The 15,766-nt window shown below is 37.6% G+C and carries 16 protein-coding genes; 5 read left to right on the forward strand and 11 right to left on the reverse strand.

The window, feature by feature from the left end; all coding sequences use genetic code 11:
- Window positions 1–6 precede the first annotated feature (6 nt).
- From WQ54_RS05405 to WQ54_RS05425, 5 genes are all read right to left on the reverse strand, one after another.
- A complete protein-coding gene (locus tag WQ54_RS05405; RefSeq protein WP_046513123.1) occupies window positions 7–1,335 on the reverse strand; it encodes a UDP-glucose/GDP-mannose dehydrogenase family protein in 1,329 nt (442 codons plus the stop codon).
- A 238-nt stretch (window positions 1,336–1,573) separates the two neighbouring features.
- A complete protein-coding gene (locus WQ54_RS05410; protein ID WP_046513125.1) occupies window positions 1,574–2,338 on the reverse strand; it encodes a tyrosine-protein phosphatase in 765 nt (254 codons plus the stop codon).
- Between the two features lie 123 nt (window positions 2,339–2,461).
- On the reverse strand, window positions 2,462–3,163 hold the full coding sequence (locus WQ54_RS05415) for a CpsD/CapB family tyrosine-protein kinase (RefSeq protein ID WP_046513127.1): 702 nt from the start codon (window positions 3,161–3,163) through the stop codon (window positions 2,462–2,464).
- A complete protein-coding gene (locus WQ54_RS05420) occupies window positions 3,153–3,899 on the reverse strand; it encodes a YveK family protein (RefSeq protein WP_046513129.1) in 747 nt (248 codons plus the stop codon). The genes WQ54_RS05415 and WQ54_RS05420 overlap by 11 nt, the downstream gene beginning before the upstream one ends.
- Before the next feature lie 537 nt (window positions 3,900–4,436).
- Entirely contained in the window at window positions 4,437–4,946 is a 510-nt protein-coding gene (locus tag WQ54_RS05425) for a DUF3221 domain-containing protein (protein WP_046513132.1), read from the reverse strand.
- A gap of 481 nt (window positions 4,947–5,427) precedes the next feature.
- Between WQ54_RS05425 and WQ54_RS35200 the strand changes: the two genes are divergently transcribed.
- A complete protein-coding gene (locus WQ54_RS35200) occupies window positions 5,428–5,559 on the forward strand; it encodes a hypothetical protein (RefSeq protein ID WP_269431548.1) in 132 nt (43 codons plus the stop codon).
- A gap of 184 nt (window positions 5,560–5,743) precedes the next feature.
- Here WQ54_RS35200 and WQ54_RS35205 read toward each other — a convergent pair whose 3' ends face one another.
- The 6 genes from WQ54_RS35205 to WQ54_RS05450 form a co-directional block, all read right to left on the reverse strand.
- The gene (locus tag WQ54_RS35205) at window positions 5,744–5,878 is read right to left on the reverse strand and encodes a hypothetical protein (RefSeq protein ID WP_269431549.1); all 135 of its coding nucleotides are present in this window, start codon (window positions 5,876–5,878) and stop codon (window positions 5,744–5,746) included.
- A gap of 77 nt (window positions 5,879–5,955) precedes the next feature.
- Window positions 5,956–6,171, reverse strand: coding sequence for an IDEAL domain-containing protein (locus WQ54_RS05430; protein WP_046513135.1), 216 nt, complete (start codon window positions 6,169–6,171; stop codon window positions 5,956–5,958).
- Window positions 6,172–6,634: 463 nt separating this feature from the next.
- Window positions 6,635–6,835 (reverse strand): hypothetical protein, encoded by a 201-nt coding sequence (locus WQ54_RS05435; RefSeq protein WP_046513138.1) that lies wholly within the window; start codon window positions 6,833–6,835, stop codon window positions 6,635–6,637.
- A gap of 232 nt (window positions 6,836–7,067) precedes the next feature.
- Window positions 7,068–7,895 (reverse strand): STAS domain-containing protein, encoded by an 828-nt coding sequence (locus WQ54_RS05440; RefSeq protein WP_084821841.1) that lies wholly within the window; start codon window positions 7,893–7,895, stop codon window positions 7,068–7,070.
- Between the two features lie 250 nt (window positions 7,896–8,145).
- Window positions 8,146–8,355 carry a hypothetical protein gene (locus WQ54_RS05445; protein WP_046513140.1) on the reverse strand — a complete coding sequence of 70 codons (210 nt, stop codon included), beginning with the start codon at window positions 8,353–8,355 and terminating at the stop codon, window positions 8,146–8,148.
- Between the two features lie 434 nt (window positions 8,356–8,789).
- Entirely contained in the window at window positions 8,790–9,512 is a 723-nt protein-coding gene (locus WQ54_RS05450) for a PIG-L deacetylase family protein (protein ID WP_046513143.1), read from the reverse strand.
- Window positions 9,513–9,638: 126 nt separating this feature from the next.
- On the opposite strand from WQ54_RS05450, the gene WQ54_RS05455 reads away from it, so the two are divergent.
- From WQ54_RS05455 to WQ54_RS31780, 4 genes are all read left to right on the forward strand, one after another.
- Window positions 9,639–10,763: a heparan-alpha-glucosaminide N-acetyltransferase domain-containing protein gene (locus tag WQ54_RS05455; protein ID WP_046513146.1), complete on the forward strand. Its 1,125-nt coding sequence runs from the start codon at window positions 9,639–9,641 to the stop codon at window positions 10,761–10,763.
- A 336-nt stretch (window positions 10,764–11,099) separates the two neighbouring features.
- Window positions 11,100–11,996, forward strand: coding sequence for a macrolide 2'-phosphotransferase (locus tag WQ54_RS05460; protein ID WP_046513148.1), 897 nt, complete (start codon window positions 11,100–11,102; stop codon window positions 11,994–11,996).
- Between the two features lie 145 nt (window positions 11,997–12,141).
- Complete coding sequence (locus tag WQ54_RS05465) at window positions 12,142–13,050, forward strand: hypothetical protein (protein ID WP_046513152.1); 909 nt, start codon at window positions 12,142–12,144, stop codon at window positions 13,048–13,050.
- Between the two features lie 424 nt (window positions 13,051–13,474).
- Entirely contained in the window at window positions 13,475–15,748 is a 2,274-nt protein-coding gene (locus tag WQ54_RS31780) for a SpoIID/LytB domain-containing protein (RefSeq protein ID WP_052737679.1), read from the forward strand.
- The last annotated feature ends 18 nt before the right edge of the window (window positions 15,749–15,766 follow it).

Here is a 15,766-nt window from a genome sequence, read left to right on the forward strand (position 1 = left end):
TTGAACTTATCTAACATTAACTAATTTCTTATTTTTTACTGATGGTCTGCCCATTGAGTGATATTCAATAGCATAGTTTTCAACTACCGTTGGATCATAGCAATTTCGACCATCAAAGATTAATGGCTGCTTCATATATTTTTCAAATGTTACTAAGTCTAAATCTTTGAATTCATTCCACTCTGTTAAAATTAACGCAACATCTGCTTCTTTTAATGCTTCAATAGTACTCGTTGTATATTGAACCTTCGAATCTAGTATTCTCTTAGCATTTCCAATCGCAACCGGGTCATACGCAACAACAGTTGCTCCTTTTTCTATTAACTGTTTCGTGATAACAATCGATGCAGCTTCTCTCATATCATCCGTATTCGGCTTGAAAGCTAAACCTAAAACGGCAACCTTCTTACCTTCTAGGCTTTCAAACCTTTCATCTAACTTACTTAACAGCATTTCTTGCTGCTTTTGATTGACATGTATTACGCCTTTTAACAGCTCAAACTCATAATCAACATTGCCGGCAATTTGTACAAGTGCCTTTGTATCCTTCGGGAAACAAGAACCGCCATAACCAATTCCAGCATTTAAGAATTGAGATCCAATTCGATTATCCTGTCCCATACCATTTGCTACATCCTCTACATTCGCTCCAACCTTTTCGCAAATGTTTGAAATTTCGTTAATAAAGCTTATCTTTGTTGCAAGAAAGGCATTTGCCGCATATTTAATCATCTCTGCACTACGAATATCTGTTTTAAACACAGGAATACCAAAAGGCTTATTAATTTCCTCTAGCGTATCCGCAGCTGCTTCATTATCTGCTCCAATGACAATACGATCCCCATTGAAAGAATCATAGATTGCAGACCCTTCACGTAAAAATTCAGGATTTGAGACAATTTCAACCTTCACATCGTTCACAAGATTCTTTTGAATAACTTCTTTAATCCAGTCATTCGTTCCAACTGGGACCGTACTTTTCGTAACGACAATGACATCTTTCTCAACATGGACGGCAATATCCTTAGCTACTTGTTCAACAAATGAAAGATTAGCAGATCCATTTTCTTTTTCTGGAGTGCCGACAGCAATATAAATAACATCAGCATCTTTAAACCCTTCATTATGATCAACTGTAAAAAACAAACGGTTTTCTTGGATGTTTTTCTTCATTAATTCATCTAATCCTGGCTCATAAATTGGTGAAATACCATCAAGCATTTTATTTACTTTATTCTGATCAATATCGATACAAGTAACAGAATGTCCAATTTCTGATAAGCAAGTACCAGTAACTAAACCTACATATCCAGTTCCAACAACAGCGATTCTCATATATGTTCTTCACCTTTTTCTAAAAAATTTAAGCATGTAAAATATCTAACGGAAAAACACTTGCGATAAGTGTCTTTTCGTTAAATATCTCTTTCATATTCATTACATTTAAATAAATGGGCATCTAACCCTCCCTCACATCCCACTTCCGACAACAAGTATCTAAGGTACCGAAGGCACCCACAGCGTGACCGAGTGCCTCCATTGATAACGGTAAGGAGGCATCACCAATGAATTCTTAAAATATCCCTAGAAACTTCTTACGTTTAATTTGACTTGGCTCTTGTTTATAAACTGTTTTTCCCTGTATGAGGAGTTCCGCATTTTCATGAAAGTAATAAACTGCCTGTCTCCCAAACTCTTTTTCAACAACAGAAATTGATTCTCTAATTCGGAATTTTCTTGTTGAGATATTATGGGCATCCGAAGAGATAAAATGAGTTTGGTTCGTTTCAATCAATTGCATCGAAAACTTTTGAATTTTCTTACCAAAGTGTCCAGATATACTCCCCGCAGTAACTTGTGTTAAAGAGCCTTTCTTAACTAAATTAAATAATATTTCAGGATTTTCTATAACTTCCGAGTTTCTCTCTGGATGAACAATTACTGGAGTTAATCCTTTCAGTTGAACATCAAACAATAGCTTTTCCGTATATCTAGGAACATGACCTGAAGGCAATTCAATAAACAGATAGTTTGAAGCATTAAGAGTAAGAATATCTCCCTTTTCAAGATCATCCAGCAGCTCTCCATATATCCTCGTTTCCTGTCCCGGCAAAACTTCTAAAGGAATTTTCTCGTTTTGAAGAATTCTGTTAAGATCAATAACTTCCTCTAAGATATGTTCCTTACTATTTATATACTTTCCGTTCTGATGATGAGGTGTAGCAATGATCTTTGTAATGCCTTCTTCCACTGCTAGCTTTGCCATACTAATTGCATCTTCAACCGTTTGTGCACCGTCGTCCACTCCAGGTAAAATATGACTATGTATATCTATCAAACTCCCCACCCCCAATTTGAATTTATTGGTTAATATACGATTCTATTTCCCTATGATTTTTCCATATTTTTAAACCTTGCATAAAAAAATGCAAAGAAAAGAGGGGTATCTCGTCGAATGAGACTATTTTCCCCCGTAGTAATAATAATATTGACTGTCTTGAACCTTCTTGTTGTTTAATACCACACCTAGTATTTTTGCTTTAGCATTATCAAGCAGCTCTTTCGCCTTTTTTGCAGCGTCGATCTCTGTTTTTCCGCTGCTTACAACGAGAACAACTCCATCAGTTAAGTTCGACAATATTTGAGCATCTGTTACGGCTAATACTGGTGGTGAATCAAAGATGATGACATCATATTCATCCTTCGCCTGCTCGATCATTGCCTGCATTCCTTTTGAACCTAATAATTCTGAAGGATTTGGCGGAATTGGGCCACTTGATAATATCCATAGCTTTTCTTGAGAAGTTATTTGGACAGCTTCTTGAAGAGAGGATTGTCTCGTTAATACATTTGATAATCCAATATGATTTTCAAGTCTGAATGTATAATGAACAGTTGGTTTGCGTAGGTCAGCATCAACTAAAAGGACACGTTTTCCTTGCTGTGCAAAGACAACAGCTAAGTTGGCAGTTGTCGTTGACTTCCCTTCAGCTGGACCAGATGAAGTCACAATCATTGTTTGCAGCTCTTCATCAACACTGGAAAATTGAATATTTGTACGAATCGTCCGAAATTGCTCTGCGATTGGCGATTTCGGGTTTGTCATCGAGATTAAGCTTCTATTTTGCAGTTGAAACAATTGCTTTCGATCCTTACGAGCCAACCGACTCACCTCGCGTTCTTAACGTTGTTGCCTGACTAGATTGTTCCATCATTTCATCATTCATAGTAATAGTTGTAATGGCGCCTAACACAGGAAGTCCAAGTTGATTTTCAATATCCTGTTCTGTTTTGATTGTGTTATCTAGGTATTCAAGCAGGAATGCTACCCCCACCCCAACCATTAATCCAACAACTAAAGCAATCGCCATATTTAGCGCAGGCTTTGGTTTAATTGGAGATGGATCCTCTCCATTTTGCGCTTGTGTTAATATTGTTACATTATCTACATTCATAATTTTAGAAACTTCCGTTTGGAAAGTATTTGCAATGGAATTTGCAATCGCTGCTGCTTGTTGTGGATCTTCATTTTGAACGGCTATGTTTACAACTTGAGAGTTTTGTTCACTAGATACTGTAACTAATTCATTAAGTTCGCCAGATGTTAAATCTAGTTTTTCTTGTTGGATCACTTTATCTAAAATGGCCGGACTTTTAATGATGACATTATACGTATTAATCAGTTGGAGGTTTGTTTGTACCTCGTTATAATTGTAAGCTTGTTCTTCATTTTTTGATTGATTGACTAGAATTTGTGTTGAAGACTGATAAATTGGTGTTAGGAGAAAATAACTAACAATTCCGCTTGTTGCCGTTGCAATGGCTGCAATGATTATAATAAATGAAAGACGCTTCTTTAATGTGAGAAACAGCTCCTTTAAGCTGATTGTTTCTTCCATGATAACCTCCAAAATTTTAATCAATTAATTTAATAGGACTAGATTATTATAATGACATTCGTACTTTTTATCTATATAAAAACTACATTTTTTTACAAATCAGGATGTTATTCTCCTATTTTATTACTAGCAGATTTCATTTTACCACTTTTATGTCAGTTTTTTTACATTTTTTTTAGGGAATTTGCCCCAAAATGTAACTGAAAACGTTTACTCCCTTGATATTACTCAAAAAAAATTTTAAAATATATTTCAAATATATTTCAAATAATTAATTCATTAGTCATAACCACCTTCTAGCTTCATGAGTAATGAACGATTAAATTTTGAGTCAAATGCTTTATATCGTTTATTTCTTATCAAATATTAAGTAAAGAAGCATTCCTGTTTTCATGCATATGAAACTTTTTTATCAATGATCGTGTGACAAGATTCAGTTTGTATGTGTTATGAGTCGAGGGATCTAGAAAGGTTTTGTACGAAGATTAAGAGGCATTCATTGTAGTGAAAGCCGATGCCTCTTATTTATGTCCTTGTTTATTTATCTTCAATCTTTATTTCTTTAGCATCTCCCATAATATCTTTAGTTTCTATTATCCAACTATCTGTATCATGATTATATTCAAACTTTGATAGAATCCGTGAATTAACGTTTGTACTACCCATGGCTTTTTCCAACGCTTCTGCTTCAGTTAGATCCGCTCCTGCTGGTTTATGACTTTCTAACACCTTAACCTCCTTAGCTTCAGCTTGACCTGGATAAGATTCCATTAGTATGTCAAAGGAAATGATCACTTTGTCTCCAATTTCAAGTGTGTCTGGTGTGTTTGAAAAATAGATGGGACCATAGTTTTTGTCATTGTCTTTTAGATTTGGATTGACCACCAGGACTGCTTTTGTGCTTTTTTCAACAACAAAGCCCTCTGTTTGCATGGCAGGTGTCGAAGGCTTTTCATTTGTTCCTGGTGTAGCTGATTTATTCGTTCCACAAGCGATTAACAGACATGAAGTTAGTGTTAGTAATATGAATACGCATTTGCTCTTCATAGGGAAGCCTCCATTTTATAAATGATCTCCCAATTAGTAGATATATTGTAGTATCATCCATTTTAAATACATAGCCTTTATTTGTTTTGGTTTGGTCTCACCAAACCAAGGCATTACTGGTTCTTCGACAAAATCCTCCTTGTCCTCTTTGGTTTGTGGTTGTTCACTTGTGGTTGAGGAAGTTTGTTTATTTCACCGCATGATAGTATTAAAAAGGTGAGACTTGAAAACATAAATAATAGCATTGTTTTTTCAAAGGAATCTCTCCTTTGTAAGAAATTTACACCATTACCAAATTAGACGTTTTGGGTACAAATAGGTTTCAGAGAAATAAACATGACTTTAAACTTAGATGAAAAAAGTCGAATTTTGTAATAATTTGCCCTTGTTTAGTAGAGGTTGCCTATACTATAATTTAAAACGCTTACTAATGCATTAAAAAGTTTCACCTAAAAATAGTAAACAGAAAGGGCAAGGTGTAATGGCAAAATCGATGTGGATGACTCCTGAGGAGATCGAGAGGACAAAGAAGAAAAATAAATTGATCTTGATGATTGCTATTCCAGCTGTGACGATTCTTTTAAGTGCCGGCTTAACGATATTGATGCATTAATTGATTACATAAATACGGACATAATTAATTGTTTGCCTAATTGATTTGATATTTCTATTTTGCTCTTATCCCTTTTATCGAAATTTAACACAAATTAATAAGCAAACAGCAAAAGCGACCATATTCATATAAGAATAAGGTCGCTTTATGTTTTTCTTATTACCATTTCATGTTTTCCCTTCAGCTACACTGTTTTCTCGTTAGACTCATCTCCGACCGTAACAGATACATGGTTGATTAAATAGTTCAGATAGGAATGCAATTCAAAGCGCTCACCTTTTATAAAATCCTTTAAATCTAGTGTCTTATCCTTCGCCATCCTTCTCACTCCTTTCTTATCTCTATGATTACCAACCTAGTAAACTTTTATACATAAGAAATATATGATTCTTGCTATTAATTTGTCTCAGCATTTGCCTGAAGCTTTTTCATTTTTTTCGTTAACTTCAGGAACTCTTCTTTGTTTCGGTTCTGCAGCGACTTGTCAATTTCCTTTTGAATCCTTTTCATTTGAAAATCGCGGATCGCTTTTTCTAATATCAATTCAGCATGTAAGGATTGCAGCGCTTCCTGTGCTTGCTGATTGATTGTATTCATTGAAAACTTCCCCATCGGATACCAACTCCTTGTTTGTTTTCGCTTAATGACTATATATCCTTTTTTTCACTCTCTAAAACATCGCCCCCCTTTTTATCATGTTACGTTTTCTTACAACAGGGAGGACTGTTGTTATTAGTTTACGTGGTGAAGGAGAGTTTTACCTTAGATCTGTTATATAACATGACAATCTTTATTTTTTAACAAAGCCATATATGTAATGATAAAAAGAATGAAAGATGTCTAGCCGATAGGAGGAAAAGGATTTCTTTCAGTGAGTGTAAGTTATTAAACAACAAACAAATGGTTGATTTGGGGTATTTAATGTCAATTGAATATTGGCGGGCAAGACTTTGGATCTTGTCGTTTAAGAAGGAGATTAAAACAATTTGTCTTACCCGTAAAATGAAATGATCTTGGATGAACATTTACGAAGGGAATAACTGTTGGGGAATTGTTAAAAAGCTGATAAATACGTTTAGCTGTTTACGTCACCATTTAATTTTTTCGATACATCTTCAAGCCATAGCCATCCTTCCATTTCAATTAACCGTCCATATTTATACCCTTCAATTAAGAGCTGTTTTTCATGATCGGTTAATTTACGGTGCCATTTTGTTTCTAGGTAGAGAATGACCTCGTTATAATACATTTGCGCATACTCAAAAGGCTGCTTCACGACTTCCCAATCCTTTCCTTTCCTTTTCGAATAGATGATGATAGTACATAGTATGATTTCATTAGGAAAGGTGCTCAGCCTGTTGATGTAAAAATACAGGAAACGCAAGAAAAAAAAACGATTATTTTGCTCATAAACCTGCTCAAGGTCCTCGATGTTTAACGAGACGAGATGGGTACCAGACCTTGAGGATGATCTAACAACGATTGTTTAAAGGGCAGGGATGATCTGTTTATGAAGGTGAAAGCTTTTTAATCGCTTGATAAAGTGTAGCAAAAGTCGTGATTCCCCTTAAGTCGATTCCAAGCTGAACCATGGTTATGGCAATTTCCGGACTAATTCCCGTTAAATTCACCTTAATCCCAACTAGCTCAAGGGCCGATATGACTTTGAAAAGCTGATCAGCAACCATTGTGTCAATGATTGTGACTCCTGATAAATCAATGAATAAATAATCAAGTCCCAACGCTGTTCCTTGAGTTAGGGCTCTTTCCATTAAATCATTTGCTCGTTTTGTATCAATATCACCAATTAAGGGAAGAACCCCGATCTTTTCCGAAATGCGAATGACTGGAATCGACAGCTCTAAGGCAAGGGCTTCTGCCGCTTGAATTCTTGACGTATATGTATAGGTGTAAGAAATGCTAAGCCAATAGACAGCGCGATCGACAACAGCATCAAACCGAGAGATGATTTCATAAAAGGTTTCGAGAGAAAAATGATAGTTGATTGCCTCATCCTTTAACACATCGCCAATGACCTCACGATAATACCTAACCTCCTCAATGGCCACATCCAAAGGAAGATCCAAATTAATCAATACATATACAGAATCGTCCCCCCACTGCTTTAGCCGATTGAAGGTCTCTTCTTGAGCATCTGAAATGGAATACGCAAAAATTTCAACAAGATCGCCTCTCCATTGACGAAGGGACTCATTCACTTTACTGGAATATTGATTTTCGTTCCCGCTAAATTTTCCCTGAACAAATTTGTCTTTTAAGCCTCGTAATCTATCTGAAATTTCAACTAGTTGATTCATAATAGCAGATGAACTCAAAAAAACCCCTCCTAAATGGCTTATTGTCTGGCGGACATCATTTTAGCTTTAAGCAAAGTCTCATAAACTAGGACACTTTTTTATTTTAACATTCCTAAAAGTTGGGAACAAACTGCTAACGTTTTATGATAGTGAAGAGCGGACAGATTTACTAGGAAGGGCTAGGAAGATATCCTTATTCCTGACCCTTCCCTTATTGAAACAGATTGATCCTTATTTATTCATGGACATTCATTGTCATCTTCTCTCTTTATTTCAGATATACTTCTAAGTTCATTCCATTCACATGGATTTTCCAAATCTTTTTATCAACCTTCTTTGGTTCCTTAAATTCATCAATGTAGATGAGGTCTGCCCCTAATAAAGCTGATAATTCGATTTGGGTATGCTCTTTTTTCTCAATATGGTCAGCATAATGGAAGATGACCGTGACTTTTCCTGAATTGCCTTTTGCTCCCATGTTATAGCCTCCTTTAGTTTGTGAAGTCTTAGTAGTTTTTGCCACTCTTTATTGTTTTATTACTTTTAACGATTTGCTTATAGTCCTAAAGACATAAAAATTAGCTCAAAAATGTTTGTTAACGATTTAGATTTTTAAAATTTTAGGTTAAATTTAACTAATTTTCATAAAAACTATATACATTGTAAGCGTTTTCAAATATAATAAAGACAAGCTTTAAGAACCTACCTTAAATGATGAAGGAGTGCTGATCATGGAACAACAAGGAAATGTATTTAACGGTATTATATGGGGGATGTTGCTTAGTATTCCATTGTGGATGGCCTTCTTTCTAGCAGTTAAAAGCTTCTTATAAAATCAAGATGATTAAAATAGATACAACCCATTCTTCCCTTTGTTTGCTTTATGGAACAAGGGGTAAGAATGGGTTTTTATTATTTATGCCATCTGCTTTCCTTCATCTTTTCAGCTGTGTTGAAGTAAGGCTTAACAGATGTAAGTCCGATCGCATAAAATCCGTTTTCCGGGTCCCAAATCGAATATGCGTTTAAGCTTTCTGCAAAATCCTCATCATATTTTCCCGGAACCTTATAGATCCCTTCGTACTTAAGGTTTTGATGCTCTTGGACAGGGAGATAGAAGGTTCCGGATATCTCCTGATCTTCCTCTATTAATTCCTTTAACGCGTAGCCTGATGCAGCATGGTCATGATGCGGATCTGTATAAGACAATGCATGATGGGTTGCTTGCGGGTATCGCTCTTCCATTTCCTCCATAATCTCTTTGACTGCATCCTTTTGGATATCTCCATCTGGCAGCTGGTACACATAGACATCTTCATCCTCAGCGCCTAGAGCTTGGACCGATTTTTTAAATTCCTTTATCCGAGCCGTTGCGAATTCGTCAAGCGAGATCGTTGGCAGCCCCTTATCAGTTAATTTCTGATTAACCTTGTCATAGGCTCCGCTTGCCTTTCCCTCTGATAATAAAACAACAACAATCTCATCGCCGCGTACTCTATGATGCAGGATGGATGGTCCTAAGCTAAGCACCTCATCGTCGGCATGAGGCGAGTAAAAAACAGCTGTTTGCTTTTCATTGCATCCCGCTGAGATGGTCAAAAAACATGTAGAAAGTAAGACAAAAAGAATTCTCATTGTTTCCTCCATTTTCAATTGATATCAATTATGATAGCATTTTTTTAGCATATCGTTTACCATTCGATCTAAAAGCTAGTGTATAATTTCCTAGGAAAGAAAAAAAGTATTTGAGAGGAAAACATAATGGAACAATCGCAACAAAAGCCTGTTAAAAAAAGAATCTATTCCCTTGATATGGCAAGGGGTCTGATTGTCGTGCTATCCGTATTTTTAAGCACCATTCCCGAAGGCGGTTATGAGTATTTCCGTCATGCAGCATGGTACGGCCTAACGATCATTGATTTCATTTTGCCTGCCTTTATTACGATTTTTGGGACAAGCATGGCCATCGCTTATCAAAAAGGGGTCGTGTGGAAAAGAATTGTTAAAAGAACGATACGCCTGATTGTTTACGGCATCTTGTTTACAATGATTGTCACCTGGAGCCTCGATTTATCCACACTTAGGCTAACCGGGGTATTACAAATGTTTGCTCTGTTAGGGATTGTCACAGTGATAATTACGAGGTTTATCAAATCGCCGATCAAATTGGTGTTGATCGCATGTTTTATTCTTTTTGTTTATGGAACCGTCATACTCTCAACAAGCCAGTCCTGTGAAGGCGGCCTACCACAGCCGACCTGCAACCTTTCTGGGATCGTTGATGCTAAAGTGTTTGGCGAAAACCATATGTATGCCCAAGGGGAAAGGGGCTTTGATCCGGAAGGGCTGATTACCAGCTTTGCCGCATTAGCGAATGTCCTGTTCGGTTATGCCATCGGACGCTTAATCTTGACGAAAAAAGAGAGCGGCGGATGGAAGGAAATCGCGTTGCTAGGCATATTGCTCGTGATTCTGGCACTGCTTGTTCATCAAGTGCTCCCTTTAAATAAACGAATGTGGATGCCATCTTTTGCTTTGATTTCTGCTGGTGCGACTGCTTTGCTGATCTCTGGTTTTTATTTGCTTGCGGACTATCGAAAACATGTCGATGCCAAAAAGACAGCACTCGGACCGCTTGTCACATTTTTGGAAGCCTTTGGCCGCAACAGCTTTCTAGTCTACTTCGGAAAATTTATTATCGCATCTGTGTTGACTCATATTACACTTGCCACAACCAAAGGACAGCAATCCCTGTCTGCCTTGTTGCTTCAATGGATTGATTCCTTTAGTCCTCTGCCGCAATTAACCTATGCCTTGTTGATGATGCTGTTTTGGACGGTCGTTGCGCTTACGCTGCATAAAAAGAGAATATACGTGAAGGTCTAATTGAGCTTGGGTGTCTCTCAAGCTCTTTTTTTGTAAAAAATTCCAACAAATTCCTGTTAAGTGTGTTATACTAAAGATAACTTTTATGAACGGAGGGATTATAGATGTTGGTTCTTATTCCGAATTGTGCCGCTAAATTAATAGTGCTCAGGTAACTCCGCGTTGGTGGGGGAAACGGGATAAGTCTGTTATTCTAATAATCCAAATTACTTTTAAAAAACAGGCGTCTTCGTCTGTTTTTTTGTTTTTTAAAATGAATCATTCCCATTCACCTCAGCCAACGTGAGCAGCCAGCGTGTTTTTATGGAAGTTTACTAAACTGAGGAGTGATAGTTAATGAGCAAAACGAGAAAGCAGATCATGGAGCTTGCCGAGAAGCACGGCTTACAGGTGGATGCTGATTCCTTTGTATATAACGAGTCTGGTCTTGATTTTCAGGTGGTCTTTGCAAAGGATCATAACGGAAATGAATGGGTTCTTAGAATTCCTCGTCGGGAGGATGTTATTCCGAGAACAAACGCCGAAAAGATGACGTTAGATCTTGTCAATGCAAACGTGACCTTTGAAGCCCCGAATTGGTCGATCTATACAGATGATCTGATTGCATACAGAAAATTAAAAGGCATTCCAGCAGGAACAATCAATCATGAAACACAGTCATATATGTGGGAAATTGATGAAAAGAATGTGCCAGAGACTTTTCATCGTTCGCTTGGAGAGGTGCTGGCCTCCTTGCATCGCATTTCCCATGAAAAAGTGAAGGAAATCGGCTTGGACGTGCAATCCCCTGCCGAAATAAGACAATCAATGAAGGAACGGATGAACGCTGTTAAAGAAAGATTCGGAGTAGGGGAATCACTATGGAACCGATGGCAAGCCTGGATCCACAATGAAAAGATGTGGCCGAAGCAAACCGGAATGATTCACGGAGATATTCATGCAGGCCATACCCTAATCGATCCTGATGGCAATGTAACCGGCTTAATTGATTGGACAGAAGGCAAGGTTGCTGACCCATCCATTGACTTTGTGTTTCACTACCGAGCGTTTGGAGAATCGGACTTAGAGGCTCTCATCCATTATTACAAAGAAGCTGGAGGATATGTTTGGCCTCTTATGAAGGAACACATTATTGAATTGAATGCAGCCTACCCAGTAGCGATTGCTGAGTTTGCTATTCTTTCTGGTCTTAAGGAATATGAAGATATGGCTAGACAGACTCTTGAAGTGTAATAGGTCCTTTCTAGGAATGGGCGCAATTTTCTTATATGATTGCGCTCTTTTTCATGCCCATTTTCTTATTTTTTATCTAACTATTGCCAATTAAGTGCTATAATGTATGTGAAAAACATCACAAATGAATAAGGGGATATATATTGTGAAATTAGACTCTTCTTCAAAATTAAAACCTGCTTTCTATTCCACCTTAACGTTTGCCGGGATTTTCTTTGTAGCAGGTGTGATTGAGTCACCGAGCAATATTTTAGGAAGCATAATGTATATACAAGTTTTTTTATTATATGGTGGGATTGGAAACTTTGTTTATGGAATACCCGTTTCATTATTGTCTGATTATCTTTCGAGTAAGCTACCAAAGTTTCGCTTTATTTTGGCAGGATTGATCCATCTCTTTTTTGGAGTGCTTACAGTTTTCATCATTCATGGATTAGCGTATTTTGCGATGGTTGCTGCTTTTCTATTTTTTCTTTTTGATGAATGGCAGAAGAGAAAAAATAATAGCATAAGCAAAAAATGGGTATCAATAAATGTTTTCATCCTATTGTGCCTTTCTGTTGGAATGGGTGCACTCATACCTTTAATCGTTTCATCAACTGAGGAAAAAACAAATAATATTTATTTAATTCCGGAGGGTTATGAAGGTACAATCATTACATTGTATAATGTCGCCAATCATCCACAGCTAAAGAAAGAAGGAGAATATACAATTATTCCAGTTGAAGCAACAAACTTGGAAGCGCTAAAAGACACGGAAATCTATCAATATGGGATTGCCATTACATCGACTCCTGAACAGAATGACGGAGTGATAAATGATCAGTATTATTACGTTGATTCAGAGGGCAAAAGAACTCCTATAGAAGAAACATGTATCTCCATAGGTAGTTATGGGGCTTTTACTGGAGAAAGTGAAAAGGAAGTGGGGTATCAAAGCCTTCAAGTTACAAATAGTGAATGTGGTGAAGATTTTATGTTGGATGGTAAAGAGATCTATTCCATTCAAAAGGATGAAGTCCTTAAATATTTGTCGACTGCTTCATTGGAGTAAGTTGATTTTTGTCGCTCTCTAAGTCTTCCTTATTTCAATTAACAATAAGCTGATGAATAAAAGTGAATCTAACATTCATGCCAATATAGATGAGGTATGGCGCATGACGCAAAGCCTTTGAACTTCATGAGCATTTTTACTTACAGAGACAAGTGAAGGATTCCTCACTGCCTAAGCACAAGATGCGCATCTTTGGCATTCCTTTTTTACAAATTGATTATACGACTCATCGAAAAAAGGATCTTTCATGCAGGTTGACTTTCTTATGTAGATCCTTTTTTAGGATTCCCCCGAAGTGGCCATCTATAAACTTTCCTACTAAGGAATTATTTCTATTTTGTAAAGATGGCCTAATTCTATTTAAATCCTTTTGGGTATTTGGTATAAATATATAGTACTAAATTAATAGACTCGGGGGGATGAGATGCGCAAGTTCAGTAAGATCGTATTAGGAATTGTCGTTCTATTTACACTCTTATTTCAATTTAACTTCCATGCAAGTGCAGCAAGTGAACCTAATGTAACAGTTGAATTACGGAATTATATCGGTAATAAAAATGCTATAAAAATAAACCTTTCCGGAATATACACCACAGGTAATAGTGCGAATGACCTTTTAATTAAAGGTCTTACCAGCATGACATTAAAATTAGAAAATGGAAAAGTAGCGGTCTATGACCAAACGACGAAACGAGGAGATGTCACAGGAAACCTCCGACTTATACCTTCGAATGCAGCCAATACGGTTCAAATTGTCAGTACAACCGCTGAAACTACAAGAAGATATCATGGCTCATTTGAATTCAAAATTGCATCAAGCCAATATATTCGTCCGTATAACACAGTGTTATTGGAGGAATACATAAAAGGAGTTGTCCCGCGTGAGTCGTTTGCTAGCTGGCATGCAGAAGCGTTAAAAGCTCAATCCATTGCTGCAAGAACGTATGTTGCTAAATTAGGCTACCAAGTAAACGATACACAAGGGAACCAGGTTTACGGTGGAATTGAGGAAAGCAGCTACCAGCAAAAAATCTCCGATGTTGTTGAAGCAACGAGAGGACAAGTATTAAAGAATGGCAGCACCCTTATCGATGCCGTCTTTACTTCAAGCAACGGTGGATATACAGAGACGAACCAAGGGGCATGGGGATCTCAGCCCGTTTCATACCTGCCTGCCAAACTAGATGGATATGATCCTAAACACCGCTGGGATATTCAAATCCAGGAAGAGCAAATCTCGTTACAAGGCTATGATTTGAAAAAGCCTGAAACTTGGTGGAGCAGTGTTCAAGAAAAGGATGCGATCGTCAGAAGCAATGTAAAGACTTGGGTGAAACAACAGCTAGGTCTTGGTTCTGCATCAGACATTAAGATTTTATCAATGAAAGAATTCACGATCGACCCGGAAAGAACAGCCGGCAAACGAATTATAAGCGGTGCCGCTCAGATCACTTATATTCAGAAAAACAGCTCGGGATTTGTAAAGGATTCCTCAGGAAATATCAAACAAATGACGTATCAAAATGCTGATCTAACGGCAAATCAAATCCGTTCTATTTTTGGAACCATGAACATGAAGAGCTTGCTTGTTGATACCATTGCGTCACCTACTTCTACAGATATCCAGCGTATAAGCGGTGCTGAGAGGATTGCAACGTCAGTAAAAGTATCCCAACAGCTTTACCCAAGCGGCTTCCCTTCAACCCATGCTTACAAAACGGTTTTCATTACAACAAGCAGGCAGTATGCGGATGCTTTATCTGCCGGACCGCTGGCAAGTCAATTGGGCAATGCTCCGATCCTTCTAACAGATGCAACGACTTTAAGCAGCTCGGTTACTTCAGAGATTCAAAGATTAAAAGCAACAAAGGTTTATATTATTGGCGGCAAAACCGCCGTCTCTGATCAAGTCATGGCTCAGATTAATAATATAAGCACCGTAAATCAAGTATCACGTATTAGCGGGCCAACCCGATATGAAACAAATGCTGCTATTAATAAGATGTTAACAAATGTCCAAGGGCTATTTGTGGCATCAGGAGAAAACTTTGCCGATGCATTGGCTGGTTCTTCTGTTGCAGCCATTAATAAATATGCAATTGTGCTAACGAAAAAGGATGTTTTACCTGGAGTAAGTAAATCCTTTGTATCTGCTCACTCTAGTAAACCTAGCTATATCTTAGGTGGAGCAGTTGCCGTTTCTGACACTGTTTATAACCAAATCAGAGGCATAAATTCTGCTGCTTCAAGACTAGCTGGAGTCAACCGCTACGAAACATTAGCGAAGATCCTGGACCGATTCAAACAATCCTTTACCGGATCTGAAGTCCTCTATTCAACAGGACTGGACTTCCCAGATGCATTAACAAGCTCATCATTAGCCTTAGCTAAAAAAGCGCCGCTTATCCTTGTAGGCGCAGATTTAAGCGACTCGCTTCTGCCTTTCTTAACAGGGTATAAGGATCAGGTAGAGCAAATTTCCGTACTTGGCGGAACTGTTGCGGTTTCACAAGGAAAAATCGAGGAATTAAAGGATGCATTAGATGTCATTACCACTCTTCATCTAAGCGGAACTGGTTTCGGCCACGGTGTTGGCATGAGCCAATACGGCGCCCAAGCACGGGCACAGGCTGGGCAAACCTATCCGACCATTCTAGGATTCTATTATCCTAACACGGATTTGGTTAAATTATATTAATCGGTTTTAATAAAAAGG

Source organism: Bacillus sp. SA1-12, assembly GCF_000981385.1.
GTDB lineage: Bacteria > Bacillota > Bacilli > Bacillales > Bacillaceae > Metabacillus.